The organism is Tsuneonella sp. CC-YZS046 (assembly GCF_035581365.1).
Classification (GTDB): Bacteria; Pseudomonadota; Alphaproteobacteria; order Sphingomonadales; family Sphingomonadaceae; genus JAWKXU01.
Genome location: NZ_CP141590.1, coordinates 1392224 through 1406074, shown reverse-complemented (window position 1 = coordinate 1406074; position 13851 = coordinate 1392224). Strand labels below are relative to the sequence as shown.

Genomic DNA, 13851 nt, shown 5'->3' with positions numbered 1-13851 from the left:
GTCAAAGCAACTGCAATTGCCCGTCCGTGGCGGGGCGGCGAAATTGGCTGCAATCGAGGTGGAAGTTGCCCTTGCCGATGCCGTATCGCTTGCATGCCAGGGTGAAGCGGGCGCGGAACAGGTCCGCCCAGACCCCGGTCGGCCGCATCCGGCTGAAATAGTTGGGATCATTGTCCTTCCCCTGCCGGATCGAACGGACGATCGCCATCACCTTGGCCGCGCGCTCGGGGAAATGCACCTGGAGCCATTCCCGGAACAGCGGCGCAACCTCATGCGGCAAGCGCAGCGCTATCCAACTGGCGGAGCGGATGCCACGCGCGGCCACTGCCTCCAGCACCCGCTCCATGAATTCATCGGTAATGGCTGGAATGACCGGCGCGATGGAGCAATGCGCCGGCACGTCCGCTTCCGCGAGATGCGCCAGCGCATCGAGCCGCTTGAGCGGTGCCGAAGCGCGGGGTTCCAGCAGGATGGAAAGCCGGGGGTCGAGGGTGGTGACCGACAAGGCCACGGCAATGAGCCGATGCCGGGCCATTTCGACCAGCAGATCCAGATCGCGCAGGACGCGCGCGGATTTGGTGGTGATGGTCACCGGATGCCGGGTTTCGAGGCAGACTTCCAGAATGGCGCGCGTTATGCGGTAGCGCTGCTCTATGGGCTGATAGGGATCGGTATTTGTCCCCATCGCGATCGGCCGGGGCTTGTAGCCCGGCCTCGCCAATGTCTTGCGCAGCAATTTCGCGGCGCCGGGCTTGGCGAACAGCCTGGTCTCGAAATCGAGGCCGGGGGACAGATCGTGATAGGCGTGGGTGGGGCGCGCAAAGCAATAGATGCAGCCATGCTCGCAGCCCCGATAGGCATTGATGGATCGATCGAATGCAATGTCCGGCGATTGATTGAAGGTCAGGATGGTTTTCGGATGCTCTTCGGTAACGCTGGTCCGCAGTTTGGGTGCCGCGCCATCTATTTCCGTCCTCGCATCCAGCCAGTCGCCACCCACTTCCCTCGCGGGAAGCCCGAAGCGGCTTGAGAGAGAATCCGATTGGGCTCCGCGCCCATGAACGGCAGGCGGCTTTCTTTTCGACATATGCCGAAATTAGAACATTTAGAGAACATAGGCAACTGTGCCCGGCGCTATGGTTCCTTCAATCGCGGCATCAGTTCGACGAAGTTGCAGGGCCGGTTGCGGCTGTCCAACTGCTCGGCCAGTATTCCGTCCCAGCCATCCTTCACCGCGCCGTTGGAGCCGGGCAGGGCGAAGATATAGGTTCCACGCGCCACCACCGCGCAAGCGCGCGATTGCACTGTGGAGGTGCCGATCGTGTTGAAGCTGATGAGGCGGAAAATTTCTCCGAAGCCGGGAATGTCGCGGGTCTTCACGCGGTCCAGCGCTTCCGGGGTGACGTCCCGCCCGGTCAGGCCGGTGCCGCCCGTGCTGACGATGGCGTCGATGTCCGGATCGTCGATCCAATCGTTCAGATGGGCTGTGATGATATCCGCATCGTCCCGCAGGATCGCGCGGGCCGCCAGCCTGTGCCCGGCCTTCTTGACGCGCCCGGCAAGAATATCGCCAGATGTATCGTCTTCCGGGCCTCGCGTATCGGAGATGGTCAAGACCGCGATATTGATCGGCTTGAATTGCCGTTCCGGATCAATAGCCATGCCCGGACACATCGTTGGCGGTCAGGCGGATCGCGCCGCTTTGGGTGCCTGAAGGAAACTTCGGCCACATGCCTTGCGCAAGAGCGCTGCGGCTTGGGGATTCGCCACCGGCCTGCCGCTCATACATCCAGTAATTGCGCATCACGATGGAGACATACCCCCGCGTTTCCCAATAGGGTATCGATTCCATCCAGAGCAGGGGATCGCCCTGGCAGCGGACTTCGCTGTTCCAGCGCGTAACCGGGCTGAGGCCCGCATTATAGGCTGCCATAACCTTCGGGAGCAGGCCCTGGGTGCCGGAGGAATCGCGCAGAGATTCCAGCGTTTGCTGGCCATAGGCCATGTTCACTTCAGGCTTGGACAGTTCCGTGTAGGATGCGCTCATATTGAGCGAGGGCGCATGATATTTCGCGGTGTCAGGCATGATCTGCATCAGGCCGCGCGCGCCGGCGGGGCTGACCGCATCGGGTCGGAAATTGGATTCCTGCAGGCTATGGGCATAGACCAGCGCCGGATCGATGCGCCAGCCGTTCACCGGGGTCCAGTTCGGCGTGGGATAGCGCGAGGCGGGTTCCGTCTGGCCGCCCTGGGGGGCATTATGGGCCATCCAGAGCTGGGTGGAGGTCAGGCCCAGATCGCGTGCAAGGCGGGTGAGCGCCGCATAGTCCTGAGGATTGCCGATCCGCGCCTGATGGCGAAGGATCTGATCGGCAAGGCTGGTGCGTCCGATCTCGGCCAGCGCGACCGCCACGCGCACATTCGGCGTGTCGCGCAGCTGGAGCCAGTCCTGCTCCGAGAAGTCCGGCGAGGAATAGGATTTGGGAAGGGCCGAGCCAAGCTGCTCGGCGGCGAGCATCCCGTAGAGAGTTTCATCGAGACGCGCGGCGGCACGCAGCAGCCCGGCCGATTTTTCCGGCTGGCGGCAGCGAATGCTGGCCCGGCTTCCCCAGTAATAGGCTGCGGCGGTCAGCTCGGAATTGGTCGATTGGCGGGCGGCCTGCTCGAAACTCTTCGCCGCGGTTTCGCAATCTGCCAGCCGCCACGCGGCCAGCCCGGCGACCCATTCGCCTTCCGCCACCCATGCCCCGCTTCCGTCGGAAACGGTCTGGGCCATGGCCAGGGCGGCGGTGTCCTTGTTCTCTATGTAATAGCTCCACGCCACGCGCTGCCGCCATTCCGCGCGCGCGGCGGAACTGAGCGAGGCGTCGATCCCATCCAGCAATTGCCGGGCGCCATCGGGATCGTCCGCCTTGATCCGGTCGAGGATCGCGGAAGAGATGGAGGACGGCATGGTGCCATCTTCAACCGAGCGCGGGCGCACGCGCTTCGGCGCGTAGGGCTGGGAGACGAACCTTTGCTCCGTGGGGAGCGCGGGCATTTCGGTGGCGCCCCGCTTGAGCGCCAGCCGGCCGAGCTGCGCGGCGTCGGGCAGCTGGATGCCGGTCTTCAGCCAATCCTGGATCTGGGCAAGCTCGATTTTCGGCGAGTTGGGGGCAAGGTAATATTTGGCGCGCAACACGGAGTGCAGCGGGCCGTCCTGGCGTTCGCCCAGCAAGCGCTGGACCGTGCTCCAGTCCTGCTTTTCGATAGCCGAGAAAGCGGTGCCGTAATATTCCTGCTCGCTCCTGCTCAGGACGTTGGGCACGTTGTTCTGGACAGAACGGGCGCGGAAATACTCCGCCGCCGACCGTGCCTGCGCCGGAAATGCAGGGGTCGCGAGTAAACCCGCCGCGAGTAAACCCAGTGTGAAACGCACGCAAACCTTCGGCTTCACGCTTTGCCTTCCGTCCAGTTGAGCCACCCGCGCCAGAAAGTGGAACGGGCCTTTGCTCTTGTGAGCAATGTGGCGAGATCCCATCCGGCGAATACCACAGGGCTCGGACCCTCATGGTTAATTTCTGGTAAAATTGCGCTGTTTTTCGTCGGATCGTTGTCCGTGAGCGGCAGAATGTTTCTTCCCAGCACCAGCAGGCGTTCCGGGGAGACAAGGCCGATGTGATGCAGGGTGATTTCGCGCAGCCCCGCATCGGCCAGGCCGGCCCAGTCCGCCATCGGTGTGCGCCGGGGCAGGGCAGAGGCAAGATAGACGTCCTGCGCCGCGATCCCCATCGCGCGCAGCATGTTTTCCAGCAATCGCCCTTGCGGGCCGGAAAGCAGGGCTTCCTGATCCTCCGGCTCGGGTTCCGGAACCAGGACCATCAGTGGCGGGGCAGCCGGTCCACGCGGGCCGATGCGCGGGCCGATCCCCCCGGTGTCGAAGGAATGATCGCTTCGCCACCATGCGATGAAATTCTCCAGATCCCGGGGCCAGTCGCCGGGCTCGCCGCCCAGCCGGGGCCTTGGCGGTTCGGCTTCGGCCGGCGGGGATGCCTTCGGTGCTTGCGGCGCGGCAGCTGATGCTTCCTCCTCCGGCGAATTGTCCAGCCAGGCCTGGGGGGAATCCTCGAAGATCAGGTCGACGCCCGCATCCATCCACCACTGCTGCGTGGCGGAGAGCGCTTCGGCGAAGGAAAGATGCGTATGCTTGTTCATCGCTGATCAAAACGGGGTCTTGACCTGCAAGGGCACAGCAATCAAGGCGTTTTACCTAGAAAAGAAGTTAGGAAAGACGGATTCATGAGCGAACGCGAATCGATGCCCTACGACGTGGTGATCGTCGGCGGCGGTGTGGCTGGCCTGGCCGCGGCGATCCGGCTCAAGCAGCTTAACGAAGATACCGCGGTCTGCATCCTTGAAAAAGGCTCCGAAATCGGCGCTCACATTCTTTCGGGGGCGGTCGTCGACCCCAAGGCCCTCGACGAACTGCTGCCCGATTGGCGCGAGGATGATTGCCCGATGGCGGAAACCCCGGTGACCGATAACTGGCACTGGGTGCTGACGCGGAACAAGAAATTTTCGGTCCCCCATCTGCTGATGCCCCCGTTCCTTTCGAACCATGGCAATTATACCGGGTCGCTCGGCAATCTGGCCCGCTGGCTGGCTTCCAAGGCGGAGGATCTGGGGGTCGAGATTTTCCCCGGCTTCCCCGCTTCCGAAGTGCTGTTCGACGAGAACGGCTCGGTCATGGGGGTCGCCACGCAGGATATGGGCGTGGCTGCCGACGGTTCGCATAAGCCCGATTATCAGCCGGGCATGGAGCTTCACGCGAAATATACAATCTTTGCAGAGGGCGCGCGCGGACATCTCACAAAGCGTCTCAAGCACAGGTTCGATCTGGAGGCGGACTGCGAGCCGCAGGTCTATGGCATCGGCATCAAGGAATTGTGGGATATCGACCCGGAAAAGCATGTCCCGGGCCGGGTGATCCATACCCAGGGCTGGCCGCTCTCCGAAAGCGATAGCTGGGGCGGGGGCTTCCTCTACCATCAGGCGAACGGGCAGGTCGCGCTCGGCTTCGTCACCGCGCTCGATTATCCCAATCCCTATGTCTATCCCTTCGAGGAGTTCCAGCGCTGGAAGCAGCACCCGGAAATCCGCGCGATCCTGGAGGGTGGCAGGCGCGTCTCCTATGGCGCCCGCGCCATCAACGAGGGCGGCTGGCAATCCGTGCCCAAGCTCGATTTCCCCGGCGGCGTGCTGGTGGGCTGCGCGGCCGGTTTCGTGAATGTCCCGCGCATCAAGGGCAGCCACACCGCGATGAAGAGCGGGATGCTGGCGGCTGAGAGCATTTCCGCCGCGATCGCGGCTGGCCGCGAAAAGGATTCGCTCGGCGAATATGATGCGGCGGTGCGTTCCAGCTGGATCGCCGACGAATTGAAGCTCGTGAAGAACGCAGAGCCTGCCGTAGCCAAGTTTGGGGGTGCGCTCGGTACCGTTCTGGCCGGTGTGGACATGTGGATGCGGGTGTTGAAGATCGGCCTGCCGATCACGATGAAGCATCATACCGACGCCTCGGCGACGCAGCGGGCCGACCTGTTCAGGCCCATTTCCTATCCGAAGCCGGACGGTGTGATCAGTTTCGACCGGCTCAGCTCGGTATTCCTCTCGAACACCAATCACGAGGAAGATCAGCCCTGCCACCTGCAGTTGAAGGACCCTACGGTTCCGACAGCGATCAACCTGCCGATCTATGCCGGGCCGGAGGCTCGCTATTGCCCCGCCGGCGTTTATGAGTTTGTCGGCATCGAGGAAGGCGATCCGAAGCTGGTTATCAACGCGCAGAATTGCGTCCATTGCAAGACCTGCGACATCAAGGACCCGACCCAGAACATCGAATGGGTTACGCCGGAAGGTGGCGGCGGGCCGAACTATCCGAATATGTGAGGGCCGAATTGGCCTTCAGCGAAACAGCTTACGCCAAGATCAACCTCGCGCTGCATGTCCGCAAGCGGCGAGAGGATGGCTATCATGAGATTGAGACGCTGTTTGCCTTTCTGGATGACGGCGACCATTTGACCGCGCATGACAGCGCGGAGGACCGACTGTCGGTTTCGGGCGAGTTCGCGCCGGACCTCGACGATCCTTTCGGGAATATCGTATCCAGGGCGCTTACGGCCTTGCCGCGCGCGGAAGGAATGGCGATCGATCTGGAGAAGCGCTTGCCGGTCGCGGCCGGCCTTGGCGGCGGTTCGGCCGATGCCGGAGCGGTGTTCCGCCTTGTGGAGCGAAGCCACGGCCTGCCGGGCGATTGGCATGGGCGCGCGTCGAGGCTGGGCGCCGATGTGCCTGCCTGTGTCGAGAGCCGCAGCTGCATCGGCAGGGGCACCGGCACCGAATTGACGCCGATCGAAAGCGACCTCTCCGGCGTGGCGGTGCTGCTGGTCAATCCGCGTGTATCGCTTGCCACCAGGGCGGTTTTCTCCGCCTGGGACGGGGTTGACCGGGGCGCTCTCCCCAGCGGTTCCGCCAGCCGGATCGCGCGAGAAGGGCGCAACGATCTGGAACCCGCGGCGATCTCGCTTTGCCCGGTCATTGCCGATGTGCTGGCCGCGCTGCACGCAACCGAAGCCTTCCTCACGCGCATGTCCGGCTCGGGCGCGACCTGCTTCGGCCTGTTCCGAAGCCATGACGCCATGCGCGAAGCCGCGCAAAGGCTTGCCAGCGACCATCCCGGCTGGTGGCGGATGCCTGGGAGCCTGCGATGAGCGAAGCGTTCAGGCTGGTTGGCCAGCCCCGCTTTGGCGGCATTCTTATCGTTGCCGATCATGCGTCCAATCGCGTGCCGGAGGATATTGACCTCGGCATAGATCCCGCCCTGCTCGACAATCATATTGCGGTCGACCTGGGAGTGGCTGGAGTGGCCGAACATATGGCCAGGCACGCGGGCATCGCCGCCTTTCTGGGAAATGTCAGCCGCCTGGTCTGCGATTTCAATCGGCAGGAGGATCATCATGGGCTTATTCCCCATGCAAGTGACGGCCACACCATACCGGGCAATCATGGCGATGTACGCCAATCGAGAATAGACCGATTCTTTCATCCATATCACAATGAGTTGTCAGTCATTCTTGACAGGTTTCCACAAGCCCTGATCCTTTCGCTGCACAGCTTCACTCCCATGCTGGCGAGCAGGCCGGACGAGGAGCGCCCGTGGGATTGCGGGGTGCTGTATAATACGAACGAGCAAGCCTCTCGTCTGGCCATCGCCCTGCTCGGGGAGGAGGGGCTGGAGGTTGGCGATCAGCAGCCCTATTCCGGCAAGCTGCTCAACGCGACGATGGATCGCCATGCGGAAGCGGAGGGGCGACCCTATCTGGGGCTGGAGATAAGGCAGGATCGCATCGCCACTCCCGCGCAGCAGGCGGAATGGGCGAAACGCCTCGTGCGTATCTGCAACAGGGTTGCGCTCGAGGCTGGCGAGTAGGACAATGCGATGGCCGCATTCGGCCATTTTCCGCTTCGGCTGAAGGTGATCCTGCGGTAGGGGCGCAGCATTGCTGCCTGACCGAGCATATCCCGACTGGAGTTCGACCCATGCCTGCCTATCGTTCCCGCACTTCCACCCATGGCCGCAACATGGCGGGTGCGCGTGGCCTGTGGCGCGCGACCGGCATGAAGGAGACGGATTTCGGCAAGCCGATCATCGCGGTGGTCAACAGCTTCACCCAGTTCGTGCCGGGCCATGTCCACCTCAAGGATCTTGGCCAGATGGTTGCCCGCGAGATTGAGGCGGCGGGGGGCGTCGCCAAGGAATTCAACACCATCGCCGTCGATGATGGTATCGCGATGGGGCATGACGGCATGCTCTACAGCCTGCCTTCGCGCGACCTTATCGCCGATAGCGTGGAATATATGGTCAATGCCCATTGCGCCGATGCGATGGTCTGCATCTCCAATTGCGACAAGATCACGCCCGGAATGCTGATGGCGGCGTTGCGGATCAATATTCCCGTGATCTTCGTATCCGGCGGTCCGATGGAGGCAGGCAAGGTCGTGCTTCGCGGCAAGGAACATGCGCTCGATCTGGTGGATGCCATGGTCGCCGCCGCTGACGAGAACATGACGGACGAGGAAGTCGCCACCATCGAACGCTCCGCCTGCCCGACCTGCGGCTCCTGCTCGGGCATGTTCACCGCGAATTCGATGAATTGCCTGACCGAGGCTCTCGGCCTTTCTCTGCCGGGCAATGGATCGACGCTGGCCACCCATGCGGACCGGAAGAACCTGTTCCTGCGCGCGGGGCGATTGGTCGTGGAACTGTGTCGTCGCTACTACGAGCAGGACGACGAAAGCGTCCTGCCGCGCTCCATCGCGAGCTTTGAGGCTTTCGAGAACGCGATGAGCCTCGACATCGCGATGGGCGGGTCGACCAATACGGTGCTGCATCTGCTGGCCGCCGCCTATGAGGCCGGGGTGGATTTCACGATGACCGACATCGACCGCCTGTCGCGCCGGGTTCCGGTCCTTTCCAAGGTCGCCCCGGCGAAGGCGGACGTCCATATGGAGGATGTCCACCGGGCTGGCGGGATCATGGCTATCCTGGGCGAACTCGACCGGGCCGGGCTGCTTCACTCCGATCTGCCCACGGTTCACAGCCCGACGCTGGGCGATGCGCTCAACGCCTGGGACATCGGCCGCAGCAATGATCCGGCGGTTCGGGAATTCTTCCTCGCCGCGCCGGGCGGCGTGCCGACGCAGACCGCATTCAGCCAGGACCGCCGCTGGGACGAGCTGGACCTCGACCGCCAGAAAGGGGTGATCCGTTCCGCCGATCACGCCTTCAGCAAGGATGGTGGTCTTGCCGTCCTTTCCGGCAATATTGCGCGCGACGGCTGCATCGTGAAGACGGCGGGCGTCGATGAATCGATCCTGACCTTCGCTGGCCCTGCCAAGGTTTACGAGAGCCAGGACGCGGCGGTAACGGCCATTCTCACCGGCCAGGTCGTTGCGGGTGATGTCGTCGTCATCCGTTACGAGGGGCCGCGTGGCGGGCCCGGGATGCAGGAAATGCTCTACCCCACCAGCTATATAAAATCGAAAGGTCTTGGGGCCGCCTGTGCGCTGATCACAGATGGGCGTTTTTCCGGCGGCACCTCGGGGCTTTCGATCGGCCATGTCTCGCCCGAAGCAGCGGAAGGGGGCGCCATCGGCCTTGTGGAGAATGGCGACCGGATCGAGATCGACATTCCGAATCGGTCCATCCGGCTTGCCGTTAGCGACGAGGAACTGGCTGCGCGCCACGCCGCGATGGAAGCCAAAGGGGCTGCCGCCTGGAAACCCGCGAAGCCGCGCAAGCGGCAGGTTTCCGCGGCGTTGCAGGCCTATGCGGCGATGACCACCAGCGCGGCGCGCGGCGCGGTGCGCGACGTTACCCAGCTCAAGCGCCGTTGATGCTCCCCTTGCGCAGCCGGCTGCTGGCGGCAACGATGGTGCTCGCGGCCGGGTGTTCGGAGAATGATGGAAGCGTGCCTGACAAGGCTTCCGTGGCAGGGGGTGAGGCCATTTCCTGCGCGCTTGGCGGTGCCGCTGAATTGAAGCCTGTATGCGCGGTGGAGCGCGACCGGCAAGGCGACACGCTCTTCCTTGTCGTGCATCACCCCAATGGCGGTTTTCGCCGCTTTGAAGTGCTGAAGGATGGGCGGGGACTGGCGGTTGCCGATGGCGCCGATGAGGGGCAGGCGCAGGTCGCATCGGATGCGCTGGTGATTGCCGTGGCGGGCGATCGCTATCGCTTCCCCGCCACGATAAAAGGCGTCGAGGAAAACAGGGACAATGCCGAAGGCAAGTGACCAGATACTGACCGTCGCGCAGATGACAGCGGCCGAGCAGGCCCTGATCGCCGGTGGCGAAACGGTCGACACGCTGATGCAGACGGCAGGGCGCGGCGCTGCGGAATGGGTCTGGCGGATTGCCGCAGGCCGGACGGTCACCGTTCTTTGCGGCCCGGGCAACAATGGCGGTGATGGTTATGTGATCGCCCAAACCCTGCATGAGCGTGGAGTTGAGGTTCAGGTGCTTGCCCCCTATCCGCCGGGCACCGACGCGGCGCGCAATGCCCGCGCGGCATTCGCGGGACAGATTGTCGATGCGGGAACGCGGCCCGAGGGTGAAGTCTTCGTGGATTGCCTGTTCGGCAGCGGGCTTGGGCGGCCGCTTGAAAGTGCCGCCTGCGATACGCTTGTCGCGCTTGCTTCCGGCCACCGTTTCAGGATCGCCGTAGACATGCCTAGCGGGATCGCCAGCGATAGCGGGCTTCTGCTCAATGGCGGCCTCCCTGCCTATCATCTAACCTTGGCGCTCGGGGCCTGGAAATATGCCCATTGGCTGATGCCGTCCTCGCCGATGATGGGGGAAAGGCACCTGGTTCCGATTGGTGTGGCGGCGGTGGAGGGCGCAGCATCCCTCGTCAACAAGCCAAGGCTGGCCGCTCCCGATGTGGATGCGCATAAATATTCGCGCGGCCTCGTGGCGGTGGCAGGCGGCGTCATGCCTGGGGCGGCGTTGCTGGCGGGCGAAGCAGCGATGCGCGGCGGTGCCGGCTACGTCAAATTGCTGGCGGACAGCCCGCCTGCGCACCGGCCGATCGATCTGGTGGCGAATGACCAGCCATTGGAAATCGCCCTCGAAGATCCCAGGATTTCAGCGCTTCTCATCGGCCCGGGGCTGGGGCGGCAGAATGCGTCACGGGAACGGTTGCTCACGGCGCTGGCGCGTGATTGCCCCACGGTTCTGGATGCGGATGCGCTGGTGCTGCTCCGGCCGGAAATGCTGGCGGGCCGGAAAGCGCCGGTGATCGCGACACCGCATGAAGGGGAACTTGAAAAGCTTTGCGCGTTCTTTTCGGTCGATGCCGAAAGCAAGTTGTCCGCGGCACGGGATCTGGCACGCGCGAGTGGAATGGCCATCGTCGCGAAAGGCCCGGACACGATCATTGCGGCGCCTGACGGCAGGCTTTCCCTCGCTCGGCCCGCCACTAGCTGGCTTTCCATCGCGGGAACCGGCGATGTGCTGGCCGGCCTGCTCGTGAGCCGGCTGGCCAGCGGGCGAGATGCTTTTGCCGCCGCGAGCGAGGCTGTGTGGCTGCACGGTGAAGCGGCGCGGCTGGTGAGGCCGCCGTTCACCGCCAGCGATCTCGCCGGTCATATTTCCGCCGCGATCGCCAATTGTCTGTGACCGAGCCGGTTTTTATCACGCGCATCGCCGCGCGTGGCGATGGGCAGGCCGCGGACGGGCGGCATGCGCCCGGCGCGGTGCCGGGCGATGTGCTGCTGGCGGATGGCAGGCTGGAGCATGGCCCGCATCATGTCGCTCCCCCTTGCCGCCATTTCTGCCGTTGCGGGAGCTGCCAGCTTCAGCATTGCGACGATACCATTCTCGCGCAATTCGTGAGCGACCGTGTAATCTATGCTGGACAAGCGCATGGAATCGTTTCGGAAAAAATTAGATCACCCCATCTTTCACCTCCAAGGAGCCGCCGCAGGGCAACGCTTCATGCGGTGAATGGCGGGGGGAGAGCCTTGCTCGGCTTCCGCGAGGGCGGGGCGCACCGGATCGTCGACATGGCGCAATGCGAGATACTCGTTCCCGAACTCTTTGCGGTAATTCCCCCGCTGCGAAAGCTGCTGTCGCGGCGCAAGGGCAAGTTCACCGCGGATGTCGAGCTCACCCTGCTCGAGCAGGGCGTCGATCTCGGTCTGAGGAGATTGACCGTCGAAGGTCTGGAACAGACGGAGGCGATGCTCGATTTCGCGAGGGATCAGGGGCTGGCCCGGTTGACGCTGGATCAGGGATATGGCCCGGAGGCTCTATGGGAGCCTGAGCCAGTCAGCATCGACCTGTCGGGCGTATCGGTTTCATTCCCGTCGGGCGCTTTCCTGCAGGCGACCGCCGATGGGGAGGCTGCGCTTGCGTCAGCGGCCCGCGAGTGGCTGGCAGGCTCGGCAACGGTGGCCGATCTGTTTTCAGGGCTGGGAACCTTCGCCTTCGCGCTCGCGGGCGATACGAAAGTGCTGGCCGTGGAAGCGGCTCGCGATGCCCATCTTGCTTGCAAGGCGGCGGCGAACCGCAGTGGGCGCCCGGTCCATGCGATGCATCGCGACCTGTTCCGCAATCCGCTGCTGCAGGAAGAATTGAACCGCTTCAGCGCGGTTCTGCTCGATCCGCCCCGAGCTGGCGCGCGCGAACAGGTCGGCAGGCTTGCCCAGAGCAATGTCCCGAAGATCGTCTATATCAGCTGCAATCCTTCCAGCTGGGCGCGAGATGCCCAGATCCTGTCGGCGGCCGGCTATCGTCTGGCGGAGTTGCGCCCGGTCGGGCAGTTCCGCTGGTCCACCCATGTTGAACTGGCTAGTCTATTCGTCCGATAATGCCTTGATTATCTGATTGAAAATCCAGTCGCGCGCATGCGGCTCGGCAAAGGCATGGGTGGCGTCGGGGCATCGGGCGATCCGGGGATCGCTCTTGTCCCATGAAGCGATGAATGCCTGTGCGGTCCGGTCGCATTCCGCCAGCAGGATCATGACTGGCCCGGTGAACTGACCCAGGCCATTGCGTATTTCCATTGCCAGCGAGCTGGGCGGGGCAGGCGGACGGATTGCCTGGCGCAGCCCGCGCGCCAGCTTCGCAATCGAAACCTGCCCCTTCAATAGCCTAAGCAATTCCGCCGGATCGCGGAGCTTCTCCATGTAGCGTGAGCGGATCGCAGCCGGGGGCAGCCCGCCTGCGTCGTTTTCGATCGTCCAGGGGTTGGCCAGCAGCAATCCATCCAGCCCTTGTCCGCTCGCAAGCATCAGGGCGCTTGCCCCGTCGCAATTGCCGAAGCCGTAAATTCGCTGAAGTTGCGGCGCTTCGGCCCGGAATGCCGCGATGGCGGCGGCAATGTCCGCCGCAGCGTCGCGAAAGCCGCGATTCCGGCCCTCGCTGTCACCCACACCCCGTCGATCGAAGCGAAACACGGGATAGCCATGATCGGCAATTCTAGCGGCAAGCGCGGCCATTCCGGAAAAGGCGCCGGCTCGCGTCTCGTTTCCTCCGCTCACCATCAGAAGGCCTGTCTTGCCCGGGGCTTCATCGAGAGTGGCGGCAAGTCTGTGGCCCGCGCAATCGAAGTCGAGATGCTTCCGCATCATGCCAGCAGGCCCATGGCGATGATGGCGGCGAGCGCATCGGCCTGACCGGCGCTTTCCGAGGGTTCCGCCCGCAGCCAAAGGCCGCTGCCGCCGACAGTCTCCTGATCGACATCTGACAGCCTGCCGGTGTCGGGCAGGTGCGAGGTTTCCAGCTGCGCGAACAGTTTCGGGCCGATCCGGTATCCTGCCAGGTCCAGACCGTCCCTGCGGCCCAATTCCGCCAGAGACGACGTCTGCTCGTCTCGGCCGGCTTCTCGGGATGCGACGATACGGGCGCGCATCATTGCGCGCAGCACATTCGCCCCGCCGGTTCCGGCATAGCGCCAGCCGGGAAGGTCCTGCGGCGCCAGGATCGCCCCAGCCCGGATGGTCAGCACATGGGTTGCGCTGAAATGGCGCGCTGCTTCCGTGGCTGCCTGGCGCAAGGTTTCGAGGGACTGCGCTTCCAGAGGCTGCAGGCTCTCATTGAAGCCCGGCAGGTCCGGCAGGAAGCAATCGATTCCTGAATGGGCAAGGCGCCGCATCACCTCGACGGTCTGCTTGCGCAGCTTGTTTCCCTCGTCGAACAGCGCCGGCAGGACCAGAAGCCTTTTCGGCCGCTTCCGATCGAAGCGGATGGCAAGCTCTGCCTGTGTCTCGCCGCCGGGCGTGGGGCAGGGCCAGCTTGCGATCACAGGGTGCG

At 63.8% G+C, this 13851-nt stretch carries 13 protein-coding genes; 7 read left to right on the top strand and 6 right to left on the bottom strand.

The annotated features are described in order from the left end of the window. Position 1: 1 nt before the first annotated feature. The 4 genes from U8326_RS06920 to U8326_RS06905 are packed head-to-tail and all read right to left on the bottom strand — an operon-like array spanning position 2 to position 4194. Positions 2-1087, bottom strand: coding sequence for a PA0069 family radical SAM protein (locus U8326_RS06920; RefSeq protein ID WP_324743174.1), 1086 nt, complete (start codon positions 1085-1087; stop codon positions 2-4). A 47-nt stretch (positions 1088-1134) separates the two neighbouring features. After that, positions 1135-1662 carry a molybdenum cofactor biosynthesis protein B gene (moaB, locus tag U8326_RS06915; RefSeq protein ID WP_324743173.1) on the bottom strand — a complete coding sequence of 176 codons (528 nt, stop codon included), beginning with the start codon at positions 1660-1662 and terminating at the stop codon, positions 1135-1137. Further along, the gene (locus tag U8326_RS06910; protein WP_416385521.1) at positions 1652-3520 is read right to left on the bottom strand and encodes a lytic transglycosylase domain-containing protein; all 1869 of its coding nucleotides are present in this window, start codon (positions 3518-3520) and stop codon (positions 1652-1654) included. The genes moaB and U8326_RS06910 overlap by 11 nt, the downstream gene beginning before the upstream one ends. Beyond that, positions 3433-4194: a hypothetical protein gene (locus U8326_RS06905; protein ID WP_324743172.1), complete on the bottom strand. Its 762-nt coding sequence runs from the start codon at positions 4192-4194 to the stop codon at positions 3433-3435. The genes U8326_RS06910 and U8326_RS06905 overlap by 88 nt, the downstream gene beginning before the upstream one ends. Before the next feature lie 84 nt (positions 4195-4278). On the opposite strand from U8326_RS06905, the gene U8326_RS06900 reads away from it, so the two are divergent. The 7 genes from U8326_RS06900 (at position 4279) to U8326_RS06870 (ending at position 12407) form a co-directional block, all read left to right on the top strand. After that, positions 4279-5925 carry an electron transfer flavoprotein-ubiquinone oxidoreductase gene (locus U8326_RS06900; RefSeq protein ID WP_324743171.1) on the top strand — a complete coding sequence of 549 codons (1647 nt, stop codon included), beginning with the start codon at positions 4279-4281 and terminating at the stop codon, positions 5923-5925. Positions 5926-5933: 8 nt separating this feature from the next. Continuing rightward, a complete protein-coding gene (locus U8326_RS06895) occupies positions 5934-6746 on the top strand; it encodes a 4-(cytidine 5'-diphospho)-2-C-methyl-D-erythritol kinase (RefSeq protein ID WP_324743545.1) in 813 nt (270 codons plus the stop codon). Beyond that, on the top strand, positions 6743-7465 hold the full coding sequence (locus tag U8326_RS06890) for an N-formylglutamate amidohydrolase (protein WP_324743170.1): 723 nt from the start codon (positions 6743-6745) through the stop codon (positions 7463-7465). The genes U8326_RS06895 and U8326_RS06890 overlap by 4 nt, the downstream gene beginning before the upstream one ends. 110 nt (positions 7466-7575) lie before the next feature. Next, positions 7576-9432 (top strand): dihydroxy-acid dehydratase, encoded by a 1857-nt coding sequence (gene ilvD, locus U8326_RS06885; RefSeq protein WP_324743169.1) that lies wholly within the window; start codon positions 7576-7578, stop codon positions 9430-9432. Continuing rightward, positions 9432-9830 carry a hypothetical protein gene (locus U8326_RS06880; RefSeq protein WP_324743168.1) on the top strand — a complete coding sequence of 133 codons (399 nt, stop codon included), beginning with the start codon at positions 9432-9434 and terminating at the stop codon, positions 9828-9830. The genes ilvD and U8326_RS06880 overlap by 1 nt, the downstream gene beginning before the upstream one ends. After that, complete coding sequence (locus U8326_RS06875; RefSeq protein ID WP_324743167.1) at positions 9814-11214, top strand: NAD(P)H-hydrate dehydratase; 1401 nt, start codon at positions 9814-9816, stop codon at positions 11212-11214. Before U8326_RS06880 ends, U8326_RS06875 begins: the two co-directional genes overlap by 17 nt. Then, positions 11211-12407, top strand: coding sequence for a class I SAM-dependent RNA methyltransferase (locus U8326_RS06870; protein WP_324743166.1), 1197 nt, complete (start codon positions 11211-11213; stop codon positions 12405-12407). The genes U8326_RS06875 and U8326_RS06870 overlap by 4 nt, the downstream gene beginning before the upstream one ends. On the opposite strand, the gene U8326_RS06865 is transcribed toward U8326_RS06870, so the two are convergent. Both U8326_RS06865 and U8326_RS06860 read right to left on the bottom strand, forming a co-directional pair. Beyond that, entirely contained in the window at positions 12393-13169 is a 777-nt protein-coding gene (locus U8326_RS06865; protein WP_324743165.1) for a hydrolase 1, exosortase A system-associated, read from the bottom strand. The two genes, U8326_RS06870 and U8326_RS06865, sit on opposite strands and share 15 nt — an antisense overlap. Continuing rightward, entirely contained in the window at positions 13166-13843 is a 678-nt protein-coding gene (locus tag U8326_RS06860) for a hypothetical protein (RefSeq protein ID WP_324743164.1), read from the bottom strand. Before U8326_RS06860 ends, U8326_RS06865 begins: the two co-directional genes overlap by 4 nt. Positions 13844-13851: the final 8 nt, after the last annotated feature.